Annotated in this window: 19 protein-coding genes; 11 read left to right on the top strand and 8 right to left on the bottom strand. The window is 47.6% G+C overall.

What is annotated here, in order from left to right; all coding sequences use genetic code 11:
- Positions 1 to 4: 4 nt before the first annotated feature.
- The 9 genes from KVT36_RS10800 to KVT36_RS10760 all read left to right on the top strand — a co-directional run bounded on the left by KVT36_RS10800 (position 5) and on the right by KVT36_RS10760 (position 8,172).
- A complete protein-coding gene (locus KVT36_RS10800) occupies positions 5 to 712 on the top strand; it encodes an alpha/beta fold hydrolase (protein WP_217603507.1) in 708 nt (235 codons plus the stop codon).
- Between the two features lie 39 nt (positions 713 to 751).
- Positions 752 to 1,810, top strand: coding sequence for a RimK family alpha-L-glutamate ligase (locus KVT36_RS10795; protein WP_217603506.1), 1,059 nt, complete (start codon positions 752 to 754; stop codon positions 1,808 to 1,810).
- 153 nt (positions 1,811 to 1,963) lie between these two features.
- Positions 1,964 to 3,058 (top strand): carboxylate-amine ligase, encoded by a 1,095-nt coding sequence (locus KVT36_RS10790; RefSeq protein ID WP_217603505.1) that lies wholly within the window; start codon positions 1,964 to 1,966, stop codon positions 3,056 to 3,058.
- 124 nt (positions 3,059 to 3,182) lie between these two features.
- The gene (locus KVT36_RS10785) at positions 3,183 to 3,395 is read left to right on the top strand and encodes a hypothetical protein (RefSeq protein WP_217603504.1); all 213 of its coding nucleotides are present in this window, start codon (positions 3,183 to 3,185) and stop codon (positions 3,393 to 3,395) included.
- A 116-nt stretch (positions 3,396 to 3,511) separates the two neighbouring features.
- A complete protein-coding gene (locus tag KVT36_RS10780) occupies positions 3,512 to 4,270 on the top strand; it encodes a hypothetical protein (RefSeq protein WP_217603503.1) in 759 nt (252 codons plus the stop codon).
- A 33-nt stretch (positions 4,271 to 4,303) separates the two neighbouring features.
- A complete protein-coding gene (locus KVT36_RS10775; protein WP_217603502.1) occupies positions 4,304 to 5,164 on the top strand; it encodes a type 1 glutamine amidotransferase in 861 nt (286 codons plus the stop codon).
- Entirely contained in the window at positions 5,161 to 6,354 is a 1,194-nt protein-coding gene (locus KVT36_RS10770; protein WP_217603501.1) for a hypothetical protein, read from the top strand. The genes KVT36_RS10775 and KVT36_RS10770 overlap by 4 nt, the downstream gene beginning before the upstream one ends.
- Positions 6,355 to 6,526: 172 nt before the next feature.
- Entirely contained in the window at positions 6,527 to 7,777 is a 1,251-nt protein-coding gene (locus KVT36_RS10765) for a hypothetical protein (RefSeq protein WP_217603500.1), read from the top strand.
- Positions 7,778 to 7,788: 11 nt separating this feature from the next.
- Entirely contained in the window at positions 7,789 to 8,172 is a 384-nt protein-coding gene (locus KVT36_RS10760; protein ID WP_217603499.1) for a RidA family protein, read from the top strand.
- 122 nt (positions 8,173 to 8,294) lie between these two features.
- On the opposite strand, the gene KVT36_RS10755 is transcribed toward KVT36_RS10760, so the two are convergent.
- The 5 genes from KVT36_RS10755 to KVT36_RS10735 all read right to left on the bottom strand — a co-directional run bounded on the left by KVT36_RS10755 (position 8,295) and on the right by KVT36_RS10735 (position 11,618).
- Complete coding sequence (locus tag KVT36_RS10755) at positions 8,295 to 8,603, bottom strand: rhodanese-like domain-containing protein (RefSeq protein WP_217603498.1); 309 nt, start codon at positions 8,601 to 8,603, stop codon at positions 8,295 to 8,297.
- A 100-nt stretch (positions 8,604 to 8,703) separates the two neighbouring features.
- Complete coding sequence (locus KVT36_RS10750) at positions 8,704 to 9,510, bottom strand: PASTA domain-containing protein (protein WP_217603497.1); 807 nt, start codon at positions 9,508 to 9,510, stop codon at positions 8,704 to 8,706.
- A 92-nt stretch (positions 9,511 to 9,602) separates the two neighbouring features.
- Positions 9,603 to 10,598 (bottom strand): D-alanine--D-alanine ligase, encoded by a 996-nt coding sequence (locus KVT36_RS10745; RefSeq protein ID WP_217603496.1) that lies wholly within the window; start codon positions 10,596 to 10,598, stop codon positions 9,603 to 9,605.
- Between the two features lie 127 nt (positions 10,599 to 10,725).
- Positions 10,726 to 11,178, bottom strand: a complete 453-nt coding sequence (locus KVT36_RS10740) for a DUF4440 domain-containing protein (protein WP_217603495.1) — start codon at positions 11,176 to 11,178, stop codon at positions 10,726 to 10,728.
- A 92-nt stretch (positions 11,179 to 11,270) separates the two neighbouring features.
- A complete protein-coding gene (locus KVT36_RS10735) occupies positions 11,271 to 11,618 on the bottom strand; it encodes a 4Fe-4S dicluster domain-containing protein (RefSeq protein WP_089912180.1) in 348 nt (115 codons plus the stop codon).
- A gap of 93 nt (positions 11,619 to 11,711) precedes the next feature.
- Between KVT36_RS10735 and KVT36_RS10730 the strand changes: the two genes are divergently transcribed.
- The gene (locus KVT36_RS10730; RefSeq protein WP_217603494.1) at positions 11,712 to 12,713 is read left to right on the top strand and encodes an acyl-CoA reductase; all 1,002 of its coding nucleotides are present in this window, start codon (positions 11,712 to 11,714) and stop codon (positions 12,711 to 12,713) included.
- Positions 12,714 to 12,972: 259 nt separating this feature from the next.
- Positions 12,973 to 14,517, top strand: coding sequence for a trypsin-like peptidase domain-containing protein (locus tag KVT36_RS10725; RefSeq protein WP_217603493.1), 1,545 nt, complete (start codon positions 12,973 to 12,975; stop codon positions 14,515 to 14,517).
- A 190-nt stretch (positions 14,518 to 14,707) separates the two neighbouring features.
- On the opposite strand, the gene KVT36_RS10720 is transcribed toward KVT36_RS10725, so the two are convergent.
- From KVT36_RS10720 to KVT36_RS10710, 3 genes are all read right to left on the bottom strand, one after another.
- Positions 14,708 to 15,469: a LytTR family DNA-binding domain-containing protein gene (locus KVT36_RS10720; protein ID WP_217603492.1), complete on the bottom strand. Its 762-nt coding sequence runs from the start codon at positions 15,467 to 15,469 to the stop codon at positions 14,708 to 14,710.
- Complete coding sequence (locus tag KVT36_RS10715) at positions 15,466 to 18,465, bottom strand: histidine kinase (RefSeq protein ID WP_217603491.1); 3,000 nt, start codon at positions 18,463 to 18,465, stop codon at positions 15,466 to 15,468. The genes KVT36_RS10720 and KVT36_RS10715 overlap by 4 nt, the downstream gene beginning before the upstream one ends.
- Positions 18,466 to 18,477: 12 nt before the next feature.
- Positions 18,478 to 19,532, bottom strand: a 1,055-nt coding sequence (locus KVT36_RS10710) for a His/Gly/Thr/Pro-type tRNA ligase C-terminal domain-containing protein (RefSeq protein ID WP_217603490.1), incomplete at its 5' end; no start/stop codon positions are given.

Here is a 19,532-nt window from a genome sequence, read left to right as displayed (position 1 = left end):
GTAAGTGACGGAAAACTACTACAAATGGCATTCGCCCTACCTGGGCAAAGATTTTGAAATGCTGGTGTTCGGTGATGAGGGATACCCGCTGATACTGTTCCCCACCTCTATGGGCCGGCATTACGAAAGCAAAGACAGGGGCCTTATTGAATCCCTGCGCTGGTTTGTGGATCAGCAGCTGGTACGCATTTACTGCCCCGATAGCATAGATCATCACAGCTGGTATAACCGGCACATTCCCCCTGCAGCGCGGGCCTATAACCATACCCGTTATGACCAGGCGCTGCTGCACGAGGTGCTGGAACGCGCCGTGCAGGAAAGCGGCATTCAGCGTGTAGCCGTGGCAGGGTGCAGCTTTGGCGGATACCATGCGGCCAACTTTGCTTTCCGCTACCCGGAAAAAGTATCTTACCTGTTTAGCCTGAGCGGCACGTTTGATGTACGTTTCCGCCTGGACGGGCATTATGATGACAACGTTTATTTTAATAACCCGGTGGATTATATGCCGGGCAATAAAGCGGCCGCGCTATGGCGTATGGGCATTATATTAGGTGTGGCGGAGCATGATGTGGCCCGTGCGCAGAACGAACATTTATCGGCCATACTGGCTAACAAGCAGATCCCCCACTGGCTGGATGTACGCCCCAATGCAGTGCACGACTGGTCCTGGTGGAAGGAGATGCTGCCGTATTATTTGTCGCTGATCAAGTAAGATTGAAACCATGCAAGATCATCATAAAAAAATTCAACCATGAAAAAAATAGGTGTGCTCTTTGGCCAGGAAACTATTTTTCCGCAGGCATTAATTGACAGGATAAACCAGTTAAACAATAAAGGCATTCAGGCGGAAGCTGTGGTGATAGATAAGGTGATACAGGGGCAGGATACCGGTTATGCCGTGATCCTGGACCGTATATCCCATCACGTGCCCTTTTACCGTTCCTGGTTAAAACATGCTGCATTAAACGGCGCTGTGGTGCTTAACAACCCTTTCTGGTGGAGCGCTGATGAAAAGTTTGTGAACAATGAGCTGGCCCTGAAGGCCGGGTTGCAGGTACCTAAAACCGTGCTGCTGCCTACTTTCGAGCATCCTGCGCATACTACTTCAGATAGTTTCCGAAACCTGGCTTACCCGTTTGACTGGGAAGCCATTTTTGCATATACTGGTTTTCCCGCTTACCTGAAACCTTTATCGGACGGGGGCTGGCGTAATGTGCACCGCGTAACTTCTGCCGAAGAATGTTTTCACCGTCACGCTGCCACCGGCCACCAGGTAATGCTGCTGCAAGAAGAAATTCACTTTGAAAGCTACTACCGTTGCTTTTATATTGGCGGGCAGGTACGCATTATGGCCTATGATCCGCGCCGCCTGCACCAGCACCGTTATGAAGCTGATTTTACACCGGATGAGCAGCTGCAGCAAACACTGGTGAAACAGGTAACCAGGCTGAATCAATACCTGGGATATGACATTAATACCGTGGAAATAGCTGTGCACCAGGGCGTACCCTATGCCATTGATTTCTTTAACCCGGCCCCGGAAGCCGATATACATACCATTGGCGAAGCCAATTTTGAATGGATAGTAGCTACCAGCGCTGCTTTTTTAATTGAAAAGGCCAAAGCAACGGCTGCTAAGAAGGGTACAGCAAAGCTTAGCTGGGGCGGCTTTTTGCAGGAGAACGCGCAGGTGGTTGCGGAGAAAAAAGCGCCTGCAAAGGAGAAGAAGAGTGCGGAGAAGAAAACACCGGCAAAGAAAAAAGAGGATGAGCCGGTGAAAGTGAAGAAGGCGAAGGCAAAGGAAGCGTAAGGAGCATTACGAGTTGTCAATTACGAATTGGAAGATCAAAACATCACACCTATCAAATAGTCAGATATTAACCCAGGCAGTATTACCAACATTTACTATAAACCGCTCTGATCCATTCGTAATCCGTAATTTCGTAATTCGTAACTAAACCTTATGCAATTCACGCTTGGCATTGAAGAAGAATACATGGTGATGGACCCGAAAACCCGGGAACTCTGCTCCCATGAGCAAAAGATCGTAGAACAGGCCCATAAGCTGATCCGCGATAAAGTAAAAGCAGAGTTTCACCAGGCCGTAGTGGAAGTAGGCACACAGATCTGTACCAATGTTGAAGAAGCCCGGCAGGATGTAGCCCTGCTACGTAAAACCATCTGGACCATTGCCGGCGACCTGGGTTATAGTATCGGCGCATCCGGCACCCATCCCTTTTCTGAGTGGGCGCTGCAGCTGATCACCGACCATCCCCGCTATTTTGAGATCGTAAATGAAATGCAGGATGCTGCACGCTCCAACCTTATTTTTGGTTTACACGTGCACGTTGGTATGGAGAACCGGGAAATGGCCCTGCACATAGCCAACTCTGTACGTTATTTTTTGCCGCATATTTTTGCATTAAGCACTAACTCCCCTTTTTGGGAGGGCCGCAATACAGGCTTCAAATCCTTTCGCACCAAGGTGTTCGACAAATTCCCACGCACCGGCATACCCGATTATTTTGGCAGCATAGAGGAATATGATAATTATGTGAAGCTGCTTATTAAAACCAACTGTATTGATAATGCTAAAAAGATCTGGTGGGACCTGCGCGTGCACCCGTTCTTTAATACCGTGGAGTTCCGCATTTGCGATATTCCACTAACGACCGATGAAACCTGTACCCTGGCCGCGCTGTTCCAGGCTGTATGCGCCAAGATCTACAAGCTGCGCGCGCAAAACCTGAACTTTATTATTTATAACCGCGCCCTGGTAAATGAAAATAAATGGCGGGCTTCCCGTTATGGTATTGATGGCAACCTGATTGATTTTGGGAAGGAAATGGAAGTGAATGCCCGCGCCCTTATTTATGAGCTGCTGGATTTTGTGGATGATGTGGTGGATGATCTTGGCTCCCGCGCGTTCATTGAAAATACCAGCCGTATCCTGGAACAGGGCACCGGCGCAGATAAACAGCTGCGTATTTATGAACAGACCAATGACCTGGTAGCGGTAGCAGATTTTATACAGGAGCAGTTTTTAAAGGGGGTATAAGTATTTATGAATTAGCGAGTTAATATATTAAAATAAATATATTCAAAGCTGAAATATTAGCGGGGAAAAAGGAAAACCTGTACATTTATATTATATTTGATTGCTTATTTTAATCAAATAGATTATGAATAACGTAGAATTTTCTAAAGTAGGCAGGGCCATTGCCCAAAACAGTGCGTTAAGCCATCATATCATGAACCGGCTTTCTCATCTTACCGGTGAGGAAAAAAAGCGTGGTTATTTTGAAATTGCCCTTAAAGAAAATAAAAGACTGGTGATCACTTTCGGCCCAGACAGAAGATCGAAAGCAGAACAAAATAAGGTTCTCCAACATTAATCTTCCCCCCATTGAACCTGGCGTTAGGTGCCGTTTTATTGGCCATCTTGTTAATTCCACCTTTAATCTTTTTTTATTTTTACAATACCGGCAGCTATGCAAAAGCAGCGCCTAAGATGTCTTTATTGGAATATCTGCTGGTTTCTGCGGTGCTTTCCCTGCTGCTACATAGTATGATCATTTATTTATGGCGGCTTGATATTGACTTTAATTTCTTATTCCGTGTGCTGGCCGGGCAGATTACAGAAGATTATATCAATAAAACTAAACCAGATCTTACACGGTACTTTTCCCAATTTTCACTTTATACTTTTAAAATATGTGCGTGTGCTGCGTTGGGAGGCTGGCTCATGGGCACTATTACTACGCTGAAATGTTTTAGAATGAGCCGGCTGCTGCAAACTATCCGGAACAATGAATTTCCTCAGAATTCACTACGGTATTACAACAAGTGGTGGTATTATTTCAGGGCTTATCAGTATAAATCCGAATATCAGTACCTGGGTTCCGCCAAACCTAATACTTACATCAACCTGCTGGTTGATACAAAAGACGCAAGCGTATTATATGAAGGTACATTAGTAGACTGGGTTGCAGACGGAGAAGTTCTTGACCGTGTGTATATTTCAACACCTACTAAAAGGCTCTTTAATAAAAAAAATGGGGATAATATTACTTTATCGGGAGGTTGTAAAATAGAAATAGAGTCAGACGGTATTTTATGCATTCCTTATTGCAATGTTATTAATATGCATATCCAGTTCGTAAAAGCAATTGCTTTTGAAAGCGATGCCATGCTGGAAGAAGATGCTACGGTTGAAGCCGTAAATGCTATAAGCGAAGAAGACCTGGATACCTCAACACAACAAGTATAACCCATCTCTTTATCTATTTCTTACCTTTGCTTTATGCTTATACCCGTTAAACAGCAGTGGAAAGTAGCCGTGTTGGATATGTACGAAGGTGTGCCCAATGAGGGGATGCGCTGCATACGGGAAATACTGGCGGATTATAGCGCCACGCACGGTTTACAGCTGCAGGCAGATGAGTTTGAAGTACGCCTTGCAAATGAGGTACCCGATCTTTCCTACGATATTTATATTTCTACCGGCGGGCCTGGCAGCCCGGTAGACAGTGAGGGCAGCGATTGGGAAAAGGCCTACTTTGGCCTGGTGCATGACCTGATAAAGTGGAATGAAAGCGCGCAGGTAAAAAAGCCGGTGCTGTTTATATGCCACTCTTTTCAGCTCATGTGCCGCTATTTTGAGCTGGGACAGGTATGCCGGCGCCGGTCGCCTGCATTTGGGGTATTCCCGGTGCATAAGACCCATGCCGGCGAGATGGAGCCGCTGTTCCGGCAGCTGCCGGAACCATTTTACGTGGTAGACAGCCGCAACTGGCAGGTGATAGGCCTGCAGCCGGCTAAACTGCAGGTTATGGGTGCGCAGGTGCTGGCCATTGAAAAGGAACGCCCGCATGTGCCGCTGGAAAGGGCCGTGATGGCCATCCGTTTTAATGCACATTTCCTGGGCACACAATTCCATCCGGAGGCTGATGCAGCGGGCATGCGCAAATACTTATTACAGGACGATAAAAGACAGCATGTAACAGCTGCCTACGGAGCTGAGAAATATGAAAGCATGCTGGAACAGCTGACCGATCCGGGGAAGATAACGCTGACGCATAACCGCTTTATTCCTACCTTCCTGAACGATATTATTTTTGGGCCACTGTCCCAGGTTCACACACCGCTGATGACCAAGTTATGATACCCTCCTTACGTACATATTATAACGAGCATTTTACTGCCGGCAAATACCAGGCTTTCCTGGACAGCCTGGCTGCTGAAGCCGGGGAAGCACCTGCCTTCCGGGTAGCAGAAACGCCTGTGTTTGTACCGGCTGCCCTTACCAGCAAGCTGGTGGAGGCCTGTGAAGAGGTAGTGGAGGTAATATTACGTCCTGATTTCAAAGACATAACCCGCGATGCTATTCCCAATGCGCTGAAGGTACCGGCAGAGAATACGCATCCGCATTTCCTGATCATTGATTTTGCGGTATGCCGGCAGGAGAACGGAGAACTGGCGCCGCAGCTGATAGAGCTGCAGGGCTTCCCTACCCTGTTTGCTTTCCAGGAAGTAATGGCCCGGCAGTTCAAACATCATTTTAATATACCCGGTACCGTTACTAATTTCTTTAACGGGCTGGATGGGGAGAGTTATTTTAAATTACTGCAGCAGCTGATCATTGGGGACAATGACCCGCAGGAGGTAATCTTACTGGAAGTGGCGCCCCAGCTGCAAAAAACCAGGGTTGATTTTTACTGTACGCAAAAACGACTGGGTATAAACCCGGTATGCGTAACGGAGCTTATACAGGAGGGCGCCAATCTTTATTATAATAATAACGGCAAACAAACGCCCGTAAAACGTATATACAACCGGGTTATATTTGATGACCTGATCAAACAACAGGCTACGCTGGGCAGTTATCCCAACCTGTTCCAGCACCTGGATGTAGAATGGATCACACACCCCAACTGGTTTTACCGCATCAGCAAATTCATGCTGCCCCTTATACAAAGCCCCTTTGCCCCTAAAAGCTGGTACCTGCACACCTTGCCGGTAATACCTGCTGACCTGGAAAATTATGTGCTGAAACCCCTATTCTCCTTTGCAGGGCAAGGCGTGATCATAGATGTAACACCGGCGGATATTGATAATATTAAAGACCCCGAAAACTGGGTACTGCAGCACAAAGTGCAGTATGCCCCGGTTATTTATACGCCCAGCGGCCCGGCCCATTGTGAAATACGGATGATGTATATATGGCCGGACGGCAGCCCCCGCCCGCTGCTGGTGCATAACCTGGCGCGTATCAGTAAAGGAAAGATGATAGGCGTGAGCAATAATGCCCAGGATACCTGGGTGGGCGGCAGCAGCTGCTTTTTTGAGAGCTGAAAGCGGAAAGCAGAAAGCATAAAGCTGATCATGTTTTGCTGAGCCCAATATCTGTTGGCTTTATGCTTTTGGCTTTTAGCTTTTAGCTCCACAACATATACACTGCGTACTCTCCTCTTACTTTTACATTGAAATATTTTTTTATAATTTACCGCAAATCCTGAGAACCCTTATGTTTGGAAATACAGCCCTGGATGTAGCCATTAGCCTGATATTTATTTACCTGCTTTATAGTTTGCTGGCTTCTATTATACAGGAAATGATAGCCCGCATTTTTAACCTGCGCGCCCGCTTTCTGACCAAAGCCCTTCGCCGTATACTGGATAATGATCCCCGTGGTAACCCGCTGGGATGGCTGGGACAGTTCACCTTTTTTACCTGGTTCTATGAGCTGGGATGGAGTGTGATCTATTTTTTTGCGCCTTTTAAGAACAGCCCTTTCCTGAAAAAATTCTATACTGAACCGGGCATTCACTCGCTGGGGGAAAGTAAATCGTCCAGCCGGCCTTCTTACATTAGCCCGCAGCTGTTTTCCCAAACCCTTATGCACCTGCTGCGCGGCCCGGGCTATGACAGCAGCACCCAACAGGAAGCGGCCCTGGTAAAACAAAACCTGGAAAGCGGCCTGCCGCACCTGGGTCAGCCTACACGCAACCATTTGCTTAACCTGCTGGAAGATGCCCAGCGGGATGCAGAACGCTTCCGCAATAAAGTGGAACAATGGTTTGACGAAGTAATGGCCCGCACCAGCGGCTGGTACCGGAAACAGATACAGCTGCTGCTGATCATTATAGGGTTTATTATTGCCTGGCAGTTTAACGTGGATTCCATTGCCATTGCCCGCATACTTACCAAAGACAAAAAAGCAAGAGAGCAGATGGTAACCCTGGCTACCCAACGTTATGAGCTGTACGGCCAGTGGAAAGACAGCCTGAAACGCAGCCTGGTAATTAAACAGGACACCATACGCGTTGGAGATAGTATCTTTGTAAGGCCGGATACGGCGTACCAGGTATCCCTGGAAGATGCCATGCTGGATAGCCTGTACCGCAGCCTGGCCGCTGATGCAACGGATATACAGAATATATTAGGTATTAACCGTGGTAATTGCAAGGATACTGCCTATACCGATACCGCCTATACGCAAATTCACCAGCGGCTGGATTCTATTGCAGGCAAGCTGCTATCGGCCCCGGAGCTGCAAAAATACCAGCAGGCTATGCAAACGGTGGCTAAACGGAAAGTGGGCTGTTATACGCACCCCTACCAGCAGAACGGCTGGCTGGTATTCCTGGGATGGATGATCACTGCACTGGCGGTTTCACTGGGCGCGCCCTTCTGGTTTGACCTGCTGAACCGCGTAGTTAAGATACGAACGGGCGGGCCGCAGGTAACCACTACTACTGTACAGCAAACCAAATAAATATACCGCTTATGCAACGCACTAACTTTTCGTCCGGCGCACCCTGGGAAAACAAAGTAGGCTACTCACGTGCCGTGAGGGTGGGTAATGTGGTAGAGGTATCCGGCACAGTGGCTGCTGATGGTGATAAAGTGATGGGTGAGGGTAACGCCTATGCACAAACCAAATACATACTGGCCCGCATAGAAGCTGCGCTGGTAGCTGCCGGCGCCAGCCTGCACGATGTAGTACGCACCCGTATGTTTGTAACTGATATTTCTAAATGGGAAGAGATCGGACGGGCGCATGGAGAGTTTTTCCAGAGCATAAAACCCGTAACCACCATGGTGGAGGTGAGCCGTTTAATAGATAAACGGTTTTTGGTGGAGATTGAAGCAACCGCGATCGTTGGTTAATTACGAATTCTGCTGAACGCGGGACGCTTAATGCTGAACGCTAATTGTATCTTGCTTTAGATATTCTGCTTTGAACTCTCAGCGTTAAGCATTAAGCATTTAGCATTCGGCTCAATTCGTAATTAAGCGCCGAATTTCTCCTGCCAGCTTAACATGCCGCCGGTGAGGTTCTTTACGTTCTCAAAACCCATGGTTTCCAGCACCATGGCGGCCTGACCGCTGCGGTTACCGCTACGGCAGTATACAATTACTTCTTTATCTTTCAGACCTTCTATTTCGTCTATCTGCATAGCGCGGATATCGCCGAGGGGTACTAAAGTACCGCCTATGTTAAATTCAGCGTTTTCATGCGGCTCCCGTACATCTACTAAATTCAGCTGTTCGCCGCTGTCTATACGTTTTTTTACTTCTTCTGGTGTTATATTTTCCATGTTGTATTGTTTTTAAGGTGAAAGCGGAAAGCAGAAAGCATAAAGCGCTTACAGTGATTGAAGACCCTTTTGCTTTATGCTTTGTGCTTTGTGCTTTGTGCTATTTCGAACTATCTGCCGTAGCCGTATCTTTTACCGGCCGGCTGGCGGCCAGCCATATATCAATGGTTTCGCCGGCCCGTACCTTATTCAGGTCACCAATGCTATTATGGCGGGGCGGTACCTGCTTGGTTACGAAAGCATTGGCAGTATCTGTTACAGAGGCATCTATCAGCACGGTGCCCAGGTTCAGATTACTGGCGCTCAGGATCTCCCGCGCTTCCAGGTAAGTAAGACCGGAAAGATCCGGTACCGGGTTCTCTATGCTGCCGGTGCCGCTGCTCAGCACCAATGTAATGTTACTGCCTTCGGGGATCATTTTACCTGCCTTTATGAGCTTACCGTTCAGTAATTGCTGTAATACGGTATTGGTAGCAAAATCCGGTTTATAAATAGTGTCTCCTACGTTCAGGCGGCGGCTGTGCAGCGTCATTTCAGCACTGCGGAAGGTAAGTCCTTCCAGGTCAGGCATGGCCACCATGGGCGGCACTACTTTATTTACGGTCAGGTAAATAGTACGGCCTACCTTTACTTCAGCGCCGGTTTCAGGCTGCTGCTCCCATACACTTAGCGCGGGGATACTGTCTAAATAAATAGAGTCCCGCACATCTGCTTCAAAGCCGGCTTTTTCCAGCAGCATAATGGCTTCTTTCACATTCTTACGGCGTACGTCCGGTACTTTTAAGGTTTCATTATGCCGGGTTATGATACCCAGCATTGAAAAGAACAGGATACCCAGTACCACCAGCAATCCTATTGCTATTAATAAGTTAAATCTAAAAGAGCGTCTGGTAATTTTTTCAAACACGATGTTTTGTTTTATGTTTAGCTGAAAGCTAAAAGCAGAAAGCACAAAGCGCCTACAGTGATTGAAGACCCTTTTGCCTTAAGCTTTTTGCTTTAGGCTTTGAGCTTTAGGCTTTCTTCAATTAACATGCCGTAAAATTCCTGCAAGGTGCGGCCGGAAGCTCTTACCTGCTGCGGAACCAGGCTGTTTTCAGACTGGCCGGGCATGGTGTTCACTTCCAGGAAGAACAGCTTACCGGTGGCCTCTTCCCAAATGAAATCTATACGCACAATACCTCGGCAATTCAGCTTGTCATACAGGATGCCGGCGGTTTGCTGCACGCGCTGCGTGATCTCATCCGGTACCTGTGCGGGCGTAATTTCCTGGGATACGCCGGGTGTATACTTGGCTTCGTAATCAAAGAATTCCTTGCTGCTGATCACCTCTGTAATGGGCAGCACGGTGAGCTGGCCATTTACCTTAAATAAGCCGCAGGTAAGCTCACGGCCTTTAATAAACTCTTCTATCAGCACCTGATTATCTTCTTTAAAAGCTTTTTCTATGGCGGCGGGCAGCTCCTCTGCCTTTGTTACTTTAGACATGCCAATGCTGCTGCCTCCTTCTGCCGGTTTTACAAATACGGGCAGGCGCAGCTGCTGTAACAACGCGGCGGCATCATAGGGCTGGTCTTTAAAAATATGTGCAGACTTGGATACATTCACCACATCCAGGGCAGCAACGATCTTATTGCAATAACTTTTGTTAAATGTAAGGGCGGAGGTTACCATGCCGCAGCTGGTGTAAGGTATGCCCAGCATCTCAAAATAGCCCTGCAGGCGGCCATCTTCCCCGGGCGTACCGTGTATGCCTATAAAAACAGCGTCAAAAGTAACCTTGCTGCCGTTGAGAGGGAGGCTGAAATCATTTTTATCGATCTCCGCCGTTTTACCATCGGCGCCGGTATAGGTCCAGCTATTGCGGCTGATGGCTATCTTGTATACATTGTACTTACTGCTGTCCAGCTGTTTTTCTATTACGGCTGCGCTTTGTACGGATATTACGGCTTCACCGGAATATCCGCCGGCTACCAATGCAATATTTTTTTTCATCTGTTAATGATTCGTCTTTTTATTGGTCTGCTGGAGCTTTGTATTATCCCCCGTGGCGCTCCAATGAAAGCGGCCCGGTTACATAAATACCTTTCCTATAAGCGGGTAAAGATAAAAGAAAAAACCCTTATTTCCCCAAACCTTCGTTACCGCTGTCCAGCACGTATTTCCAGCCGCCGGCAGCACTCTTTTTCCAGATAGTAACGTAGGTGCCCCGGGAGCTGGTATCTGCGGTGGTAAAGGTATAAATGCCATAGGTGTACCCCAGCTCCCCGGAGGCGGCCACCTTAACAAAGGTGGGTTCCCAGGTAAGGGTAATACCGCTATCATTCATGCGCTCTATATACTTCACGGCTTCCGGCCCTACAATAGGGTAATGGTGCTGGCGCAATAATACGGCGGCACTATCTGCATAAGCCAGGAAAGCCAGGCGCATGCCTTTTTCTTTGGAAACACGGGAAAAAGCAATGTCGGCATGCCGTAAGGACTCCTCCCCACCAGCTTTGTCGCCTGTGGCCGGTGTTTGGCAGGAGGCCAGCCCTAACAGGAATATACTGAATGCTATCAAGGTATGCTGCATATAAACGGTGATTTTCACATGTAAATAAAAGAAAAAAGGAGAAAAGGCATATGCCTCTCTCCTTTTTATTATAAGCTTCCTGTAATAATATATTAAATATGCAGTTTTTCTTTCTTGGCTAACAGCTCATCTACTGTTTCCTGGTACATTTCGTCCGGTACGCAACAATCTACCGGGCAAACGGCGGCACATTGCGGTTCTTCATGAAAGCCCTGGCACTCTGTACATTTATTGGGTACAATATAATAAGTATCCACGCTTATCGGAGCATTGGCCTGATCTGCATCTATTGTTGTACCTTCCTTCAGGGTATAGGAGCCCTTTACCGTAGTACCATCTGCAATACGCCATTCAACGCCACCTTCATAAATTGCATTGTTGGGGCATTCTGGTTCGCAGGCGCCACAATTAATACATTCATCTGTTATCTTAATTGCCATAGTATAAACTTTTTGTTTAAGTGGTAAGCCATTAATTTTGTGAACAAAAATAGAACTTCCCTGATTAAAAGTTTAAATATTTCTTACCGTTTCATGAACAACACGCAAAAAACAGCTGCTTTATTACGTTTACGCGAATACCTGATGAGTAATGATGAAGCCCTGCAACAGGTTAAAATACAGGCTTCCCAGGTCAATGGCTGGTTTACGCCTGCATTTATAGATACTGCTATTCAAAATATCTGCCAATATTACCTGGATGAGGCCTTGCTGAATAACTGGCTGGCAGCTTATCCCCAGCCTGGGGGGCAGCAACTTCCTAAAACTGTTGGCATTACGGCTGCCGGTAACATTCCACTGGTGGGCTTTCACGACTGGCTCTGCGGTTTTGTGAGCGGGCACCGTGTAAAGCTGAAATTATCGTCTAAGGATACCCTGCTGATACAGCACCTGCTGCAAGTGATGAATAGCTGGTACCCCGAAACTGCCCAACAGACCACAATCAGTGAAATGCTGAAGGGTTGTGATGCCTACATTGCCACGGGCAGCAACAACTCTGCCCGGTACTTTGAATATTATTTTTCCCGCTTCCCGCATATTATACGCCGTAACCGTACCTCCGCGGCCCTGCTTACAGGGACCGAAACGGCCGCGGAGCTGGAAGCCCTGACGGATGATATGATGCTGTATTTTGGGCTGGGCTGCCGCAATGTAACCAAGATCTTTGTTCCGGAAGGGTATGACTTTACTCCCCTGTTACAGGCGCATGAAAGAAAGTATACGTACCTGATAGAACATCATAAGTACAAGAATAATTATGATTATAACCTGGCGCTGTTTCTGCTGAATAGCAGCCCTTACCTGACCAATGGCAGCCTGCTGGTGCAGGAGCATGAATCCCTGTTCTCTGCCATCAGCGTGCTGCATTACAGCTATTACAAGGATGCTGCTGCCCTGGCAACCAGCCTGTTAGCCAACCCTGACCTGCAATGCCTGGTGGGGCAAAACTTTACGCCTTTTGGACTGGCGCAGCAACCTTCGCTAACGGATTATGCAGATGGGGTGGATACGATGGCGTTTTTGCGCGGGCTGTGACAACTAAAACCCAACATTATGTCGGTTTAGTTGTTATTATGACAGGAAAAAGCGGCACTTTTAACCCAAGCTGGCAGTTTTTTAAACCTCTCAGGGCTATGCCTTTAACTATTCATTAATGATTCATATAAAAATGTGTTAAAGTGATATTTCCCCAAATGCTTTGATTAAACAGGAGCCTTAAATTTGTATCAAAGGCATGTAAATTGATACATACCCTTTGAACAAATGTCTACTTTAACAATAAATACTCACTTATATGAAATTTCGACAAATTGCTGCGACTGTGCTTATTAGTGCGGCCACTGCCTTTGCCAGCATATTTGTTTACAGCAAATACATGCAACCCCGGCAGGCAGGTCCCTATCAAAATGGCTCCAACAACATTCCTGTAAACTACACCAGCTACATGCCTGGTACCGATGCCAAGAACATAGCCCCGCCCACTGATTTTCAGTCGGCTGCAAAGATTGCGCTGCCTGGCGTAGTGCACATCAAAACAAAGATCAATCCCAAACAGGTGACCAATAACCTGCAAAAAAGGAGAAGCATTCTGCAGGACCTTTTTGGCGATGATTTCTTTGGCGATGAATTCCAGGGTGAAGGCGGCGGACGCCGTTATTATGTGCCCGGGCAAATGGCTTCCGGCTCCGGTGTGCTGATCTCCGACGATGGTTATATTGTTACCAACAACCACGTGGTAGACCAGGCCGATGAAATTGATGTAACGCTGAACAACAACCGTAATTACAAGGCCAAAGTAGTGGGCGTTGATCCCAACACTGACCTGGCGGTAATTAAGGTGGATACTAAAAACGCGCCTTACTTATTATACGGTAACTCTGACGATGTACAGATCGGCCAGTGGGTGCTGGCAGTAGGTTACCCGTTAAACCTGGAAACCACGGTAACTGCCGGTATTGTGAGCGCCAAAGCCCGTACCATTGGTATTAACAAACGTAACCGCCGTTCTGCCATTGAATCTTTTATTCAAACAGACGCTGCGGTGAACCAGGGTAACAGTGGCGGTGCGCTGATAAACACGGCTGGTGAGCTGATAGGCATTAACTCTGCCATTGCCTCCCCCACGGGCGCTTACGCCGGTTACTCCTACGCCATACCTGTGAACCTGGTAAAGAAAGTAGTGAATGACCTGATGAAGTACGGCAACGTACAACGCGCTTACCTGGGTATTAACTACATTGATCCCATGGGCCTTTCTGAAGATGAGCTGCGCGAGCGCGGTTTACGCCGGGATATTGACGGTGTGCTGGTACAGGACGTGCCTACCAGCGGCGCTGCGGCTACTGCCGGTATTCACAAAGGCGATATTATCACGAAGATAAATGGTATTGCTACGCCTTCTATCCCGGAAATGACCGAGCAGATAGCCCGCTACAAACCCGGTGATAAGATCAGCATCAGCTACCTGCGTAACGAGAAGGAATATACGGTGAATAACGTACTGCTGAAAAATGAGGACGGCACCACTGAGATCATTAAAACCAGTGTGCTGGATAAATTGGGCGCTGACCTTATTTCCCTGCAAAAAACCGATGCAGCCCGTTTAGGCATACGCGGCGGGGTGTTTGTAAATGATGTGGGCAGCGGCCTGCTGAAAAAACAAACCAATATGAAAGCGGGTTTTGTGATCCTGAAGGCCGGCGGGCAGCCTGTAGCTTCTGTAGATGACCTGAAGAAGGCGCTGCAGAAACAAGGTAAGCTGCAGCTGGAAGGTATGTACCCTGACTATACCGGCGTGTATTATTACAATATAGACCTGGCCGGCGGGGAAGAATTCTAATGAATCGTTTTTATTGTTTTATATAGGTTTTATAGGTTAAAGGAAAGCCCGGCATTACTGCCGGGTTTTTCTTTTGAGCTTTTAGCTGTTAGCAATTAGCTATTAGGGAGTAGTTCAATGGGGTATATACAAAAAAAATGCAGCCCTGTCGAGGACTGCCAAATGCCAACTGCTAATAGCTAATAGCTAACTACAAGTTAATCACTCCTTTCAGCTGGGCAAAGAACTCGTCCTTTTTACGGGAGGAGATGGGAATATTCTTCTGATCGCTCATAACCACGGCGGTGCCCAGGCCTTTGATGATCTTTACAATGTGGTGAATATTAATGAGGAAGGATTTATGCACGCGGTAAAATCCTTTGTCGGACAGCATTTCCTCATACTCCTTCAGGGATTTGGAGATCAGGTGCGATACATTGTTGATCAGCTGGATCTTGGTGTAGCTGTCAAAGGCTTCGCAGTAAATAATGTCTTTCAGGTCAATTACGTTGTACCCGTCGTTCACCGGTATTACGATCTTTGAGAAGGCATTATCATTATTCTTCACATAATCTTTCAGGATGGATGCCAGCTCATTGAGCCTGCCTTTTTTGCTTTTTTTCACTTTTTCCAGCGCATCTTCCACCTCGCTTACCTTAATTGGTTTCAGCAGGTAGTCCAGCGCAGCAAACTTAATGGCTTGCAGGGCATATTCCTGGAAGGCGGTGATAAAGATGACTTCGAAGTTCAGTACGGGAAACATTTCCAGCAACTGGAAACCATTGTGAGGGGGCATTTCAATATCCAGGAACAGCACGTCAATGGGGTTGTTCTTGATCATTTCAGCCGCTTCATGTATATTCTGTGCTTCCCCGACCACTGTAACATCCTTACAGTAATTCTCTAAAATATTGCGTAAAATATGGATGTTGCGGACTTCATCGTCTACAATCGCAGCTTTTATATTACTCATAACATCTTAACAATGGGAATCAGAATTTCTACCAGCGTACCTTCCTTGTTTCCAAACCCAGACTTAAATTTATCAATTATTTCTAACTTTCCAACACTTCCATTAAAAGATTTTATAATCTGCAACCGCTCCTTAATGACGCTTAAAGCAGTGGATTCGTGCTTTACCAGGCGTCCTGTTTTAATGCTATTGGAGTGTTCCCAGCCTATTCCATCATCGTCTACGGCGCAGTAAAGCAGGTCGTCCACCATTTCCAGCCGGATCTCCAGGTGACCGGCGCTGTTCTTGGGCGCCAGGCCGTGTTTAATGGCATTTTCCACAATGGGCTGTATGATCATGGGCGGAATGTATACTGTATAATCCTTTAATTCAGGCTCAATACCAAAGTGATAGGTAAAGCTATGGGCAAAACGGATCTTTTCCAGCTCCAGGTAGCGGGTAAGGAAGGCTATTTCCTCATCCATGGATATGTAAGATTTCCGGGAATTGTTCAACATTTGCCGCATAAGGGTGGCAAAATCGGCCAGGAAGTTCAGGGCCTGCTTTTCCTCTTTTTCCAGGATCAGGTGCTGTACTGAGTTCAGGGAGTTAAAAATAAAGTGCGGGTTCATCTGGTTGGTGAGCGCTTTGGCTTCCAGCTCCGCGATGCGCCGGTTATATTCTGTTTTCCGTTTTTCTGCGAGCTTAATGCGCCTTACAATGTAGCGCAGGATAGCCAGTATGCCCAGCAGTGCTATTAAAATAAGGATGCCCCTGGCCCACCATTGCTGGTACCACTGCGGCAGTATGCTTACGGAGATGGTTACCGGCTGGCTCCAGTCGCTTTTATATTTGCGGGCCCTTAGCAGCAGCTTGTAGTCGCCGGGCTGCAGGTCCGGGAAGGGAATAATGTTACTCATGGTGGTGGTCCAGCCACTGGCGGTATCACTGGAAAAGTTGTACTGGTACTCCACCAGGTCCGGCAGGTCAAAGGCTATGGCGCCAAACTCCACCTCAAAAGAAGTTTTTCGTTTGTACAGGTGCACAAAGTTATTGCGGGGCAGGTAGGTGGTATCGCTGTAGCGGATGGCGCTCAGGTACACGGTGGGTGGTATGGTATCTACCGGCATGTTATGGTCATTGAAATAACAAAGGCCGTTGGAGGTGGCAATGTATAACATGCCCTGCTGGTAGTATACGCCCCGGGTATCGTCCGACATCAGCCCATCATTAGAGGTAATATTGCGGATAATAGTGAGCGTCTTTACATCTATAACAGATACGCCCCTGTTGGTGGATACGTATAGCCGTCCAATGCCATCATAATACAGCTGCTGGCAAATATCGCTGGCCAGGTTATCGGTGGTGGCAATGTGTTTTACCACTTTATTATTCCGTATCACATAAATACCCTGGTCACTGGTGCCTATCCATAAATAGCCATCCACCCATTTCAGGTCTTTGATGCTTTGCTTCTGCAGGTCCCCATCCACAGGGGCCAGGTGCGGGTTACGGCGTGTATCTGTGGCATAGTACAAACCGTTGCTGGTGCCCAGGTAATAGGATGTATCACTGCTGCAGGCTATGGAAGTAACGAGGGGCTCCTGCCAGCTGATGGTATAACCATCCAGGAGCGTGATCTCGTCTTTGGCAGCTACCCTTACTTTTCCGGAGGCAGAAATATCTACATCCTTCAGGTTCTTGAGCGGCATTAACAGGGCGGTCTTTTGCCGGGTGGGGTTAAAGGTGTACAGGCCATTGTCGGCCCCTATTAATACTTCATCATTCTTGTAAGGTAAAATACAGAGTATGCTGTTACGGCCACTGGAGGTATCCAGCGTATACTGGCGGAAGCGGCGGCTGGCATCCCTGGTATTTAGCACGCCTGCGCTTAGTACGCCTGCATTTTGCCCTACCAGCAGCATACCTGTTTTCTTATCGCGCAGGATGCTGAAGATAGAATGGGAATAGAGGCCATTGGTATTATCCAGGTAATTGAAGTAGAAGTTCTTGTAGGGAATGTTATACACTCCATCTCCAAAGGTGGTGATCCAGATGTTGCCGTCCCGGTCCTTCAGCAAACCGGTAATGTAGTGGTTATCCAGCAGCTTGGTTACATTCCGGGCGCCCCGGAAAAAGTCTTTCAGGTAAAACAGGGCCCGTTGTGTACCTACCCACAGGTTATCGTTATCCAGGCAAAGGCTGGTAATTTCGTCTGTTATGCCCCATTCGTGGCCGTTAAAGAAACAGATCACCTCCTTTGGCGTGTAGCTGTATACGGTATTCTTTACAATAAGCACCGGGTTACCGCGGATGCGGGCTACAAAGGTCTCATCATCCAGGGGGTAAGGCGAAACGGGGAAGATCTTTTGATCCTTGTCATCGCCATCGCCATCTTTAACAGAGCCCATATGAAAGTATGGTTCCAGGGGCCTAAAAACATCGTTATGCCGCAGAAAGTAGAAGATGTTTGTAGAGGTTCCTTCAAACCTGTATTCGATCCTTTTGTCATACTTGGAAACGCGGTTATCCGTGAGCTGGAACCAGACCATGTTGGCTGAATCCTCAAAGGCATGCTGCATGTAATGCCCATGGCTGTTGAAGATCAGGGAGGAGTCGTTGTCTTCCGTGCGAATGGTATAGTTGCCATAATAAGAGGGCTTACCGTTTAATGTGAAGAACCAGACGCGGCCCCTGGTATCGGGGACCAGCTTGATCACATCATTATCGGTAAGCCCGTCTTTTTTGGAATAATTGCGGAACCGCTTGCCATCAAACTTACTAACGCCGGTGGGGGTTGAGAACCAGATAAACCCGTCCCTGTCCTGTATGGCGGTGTATACGGTGGCATTGGCCAGCCCTTCTTTTACGTTGTAGTTACGGATTATGAGCCCCTGCGCCAGGACAGCCTTTCCCGTGCATAATACACTTAATAACAGTAAAAGTATCGTACGGGCGCGGAGCGTTCCTTCCAGTATTGTATGGTAACACCGGCCCTCTGATTTTTGGCTACTCATTATACAAGATCCTTAATAAGCACGTGCAAACAATACCCGTTGTGTTGATGGCTTGCCTGTAAGAATACAGGTGCCTGCTTCGGGTTTGTTGTTTAGCGGAATGCAGCGTATGGTAGCTTTTGTGCGTTCCTTGATCTGCTCTTCTGTTTCGGTTGTACCGTCCCAATGTGCTGCAATAAATCCTCCTTTTTCGTCCAGCAATTTTTCAAATTCTTCAAAGGTATCGGCAGGTGTAATGTGGTCGTCGCGGTAAGCTTTTGCTTTGTTGTAAATGTTCTGCTGGATCTCTTCCAGCAGGTCTTTAATACGCTGGGCAAGTCCGTCCAGCGAAAGGCTCATTTTTTCCTTGGTATCGCGGCGGGCTACTTCGGCTACATTATTTTCCAGGTCCCTGGCACCCATGGCTATACGTACGGGCACACCCTTCATTTCATACTCCGCAAATTTCCAGCCAGGTCTGTTATTATCGTTATCATCATATTTAACGCTGATGCCTGCACGTTTTAGCTCCTGTACAAGGCTGTCCACTTTCTCATCAATTTTAGCCTTTTGCTCATCGTTTTTGTAGATGGGTACAATCACTACCTGCAGGGGGGCTATACGGGGGGGCAGCACCAGGCCTTCATCATCGCTATGCGCCATTACCAGCGCGCCTATGAGGCGGGTAGAAACTCCCCAGGAGGTGGCCCATACATATTCCAGCTTGTTCTCTTTATTGGAGAACTGTACTTCAAATGCTTTGGCAAAGTTCTGTCCCAGGAAGTGGGAAGTACCGGCCTGCAGGGCTTTACCATCCTGCATCAACGCTTCTATACAATAGGTATCAATGGCGCCGGCAAACCTTTCTGCGGGCGATTTTACACCTTTGATCACGGGCATTGCCATGTAGTTCTCGGCAAAATCGGCATACACATCCAGCATACGCAGCGTTTCTTCTATGGCCTCTTCTGCGGTGGCATGGGCGGTATGCCCTTCCTGCCACAGGAATTCGGCAGTACGCAGGAACAGGCGGGTACGCACTCCCCAGCGCGCGACGTTGGCCCACTGGTTTATGAGCAGCGGCAGAT

It is taken from the genome of Chitinophaga sp. GbtcB8, from assembly GCF_019091455.1.
GTDB lineage: Bacteria > Bacteroidota > Bacteroidia > Chitinophagales > Chitinophagaceae > Chitinophaga.
The sequence above is the reverse complement of the archived record's forward strand: the minus strand, read 5'-3'. Positions and strand labels throughout refer to the sequence as shown.

What these genes read in the sequence shown, in the direction of transcription:
- KVT36_RS10755 (WP_217603498.1), bottom strand. Translation starts at nt 8,603, where the DNA reads ATGGAAAATATAACACCAGAAGAAGTAAAAAAACGTATAGACAGCGGC.
- KVT36_RS10745 (WP_217603496.1), bottom strand. Translation starts at nt 10,598, where the DNA reads ATGAAAAAAAATATTGCATTGGTAGCCGGCGGATATTCCGGTGAAGCC.
- KVT36_RS10775 (WP_217603502.1), top strand. Translation starts at nt 4,304, where the DNA reads ATGCTTATACCCGTTAAACAGCAGTGGAAAGTAGCCGTGTTGGATATG.
- KVT36_RS10740 (WP_217603495.1), bottom strand. Translation starts at nt 11,178, where the DNA reads ATGCAGCATACCTTGATAGCATTCAGTATATTCCTGTTAGGGCTGGCC.
- KVT36_RS10795 (WP_217603506.1), top strand. Translation starts at nt 752, where the DNA reads ATGAAAAAAATAGGTGTGCTCTTTGGCCAGGAAACTATTTTTCCGCAG.
- KVT36_RS10735 (WP_089912180.1), bottom strand. Translation starts at nt 11,618, where the DNA reads ATGGCAATTAAGATAACAGATGAATGTATTAATTGTGGCGCCTGCGAA.
- KVT36_RS10760 (WP_217603499.1), top strand. Translation starts at nt 7,789, where the DNA reads ATGCAACGCACTAACTTTTCGTCCGGCGCACCCTGGGAAAACAAAGTA.
- KVT36_RS10785 (WP_217603504.1), top strand. Translation starts at nt 3,183, where the DNA reads ATGAATAACGTAGAATTTTCTAAAGTAGGCAGGGCCATTGCCCAAAAC.
- KVT36_RS10730 (WP_217603494.1), top strand. Translation starts at nt 11,712, where the DNA reads ATGAACAACACGCAAAAAACAGCTGCTTTATTACGTTTACGCGAATAC.
- KVT36_RS10790 (WP_217603505.1), top strand. Translation starts at nt 1,964, where the DNA reads ATGCAATTCACGCTTGGCATTGAAGAAGAATACATGGTGATGGACCCG.
- KVT36_RS10780 (WP_217603503.1), top strand. Translation starts at nt 3,512, where the DNA reads ATGTCTTTATTGGAATATCTGCTGGTTTCTGCGGTGCTTTCCCTGCTG.
- KVT36_RS10765 (WP_217603500.1), top strand. Translation starts at nt 6,527, where the DNA reads ATGTTTGGAAATACAGCCCTGGATGTAGCCATTAGCCTGATATTTATT.
- KVT36_RS10725 (WP_217603493.1), top strand. Translation starts at nt 12,973, where the DNA reads ATGAAATTTCGACAAATTGCTGCGACTGTGCTTATTAGTGCGGCCACT.
- KVT36_RS10770 (WP_217603501.1), top strand. Translation starts at nt 5,161, where the DNA reads ATGATACCCTCCTTACGTACATATTATAACGAGCATTTTACTGCCGGC.
- KVT36_RS10720 (WP_217603492.1), bottom strand. Translation starts at nt 15,469, where the DNA reads ATGAGTAATATAAAAGCTGCGATTGTAGACGATGAAGTCCGCAACATC.
- KVT36_RS10715 (WP_217603491.1), bottom strand. Translation starts at nt 18,465, where the DNA reads ATGAGTAGCCAAAAATCAGAGGGCCGGTGTTACCATACAATACTGGAA.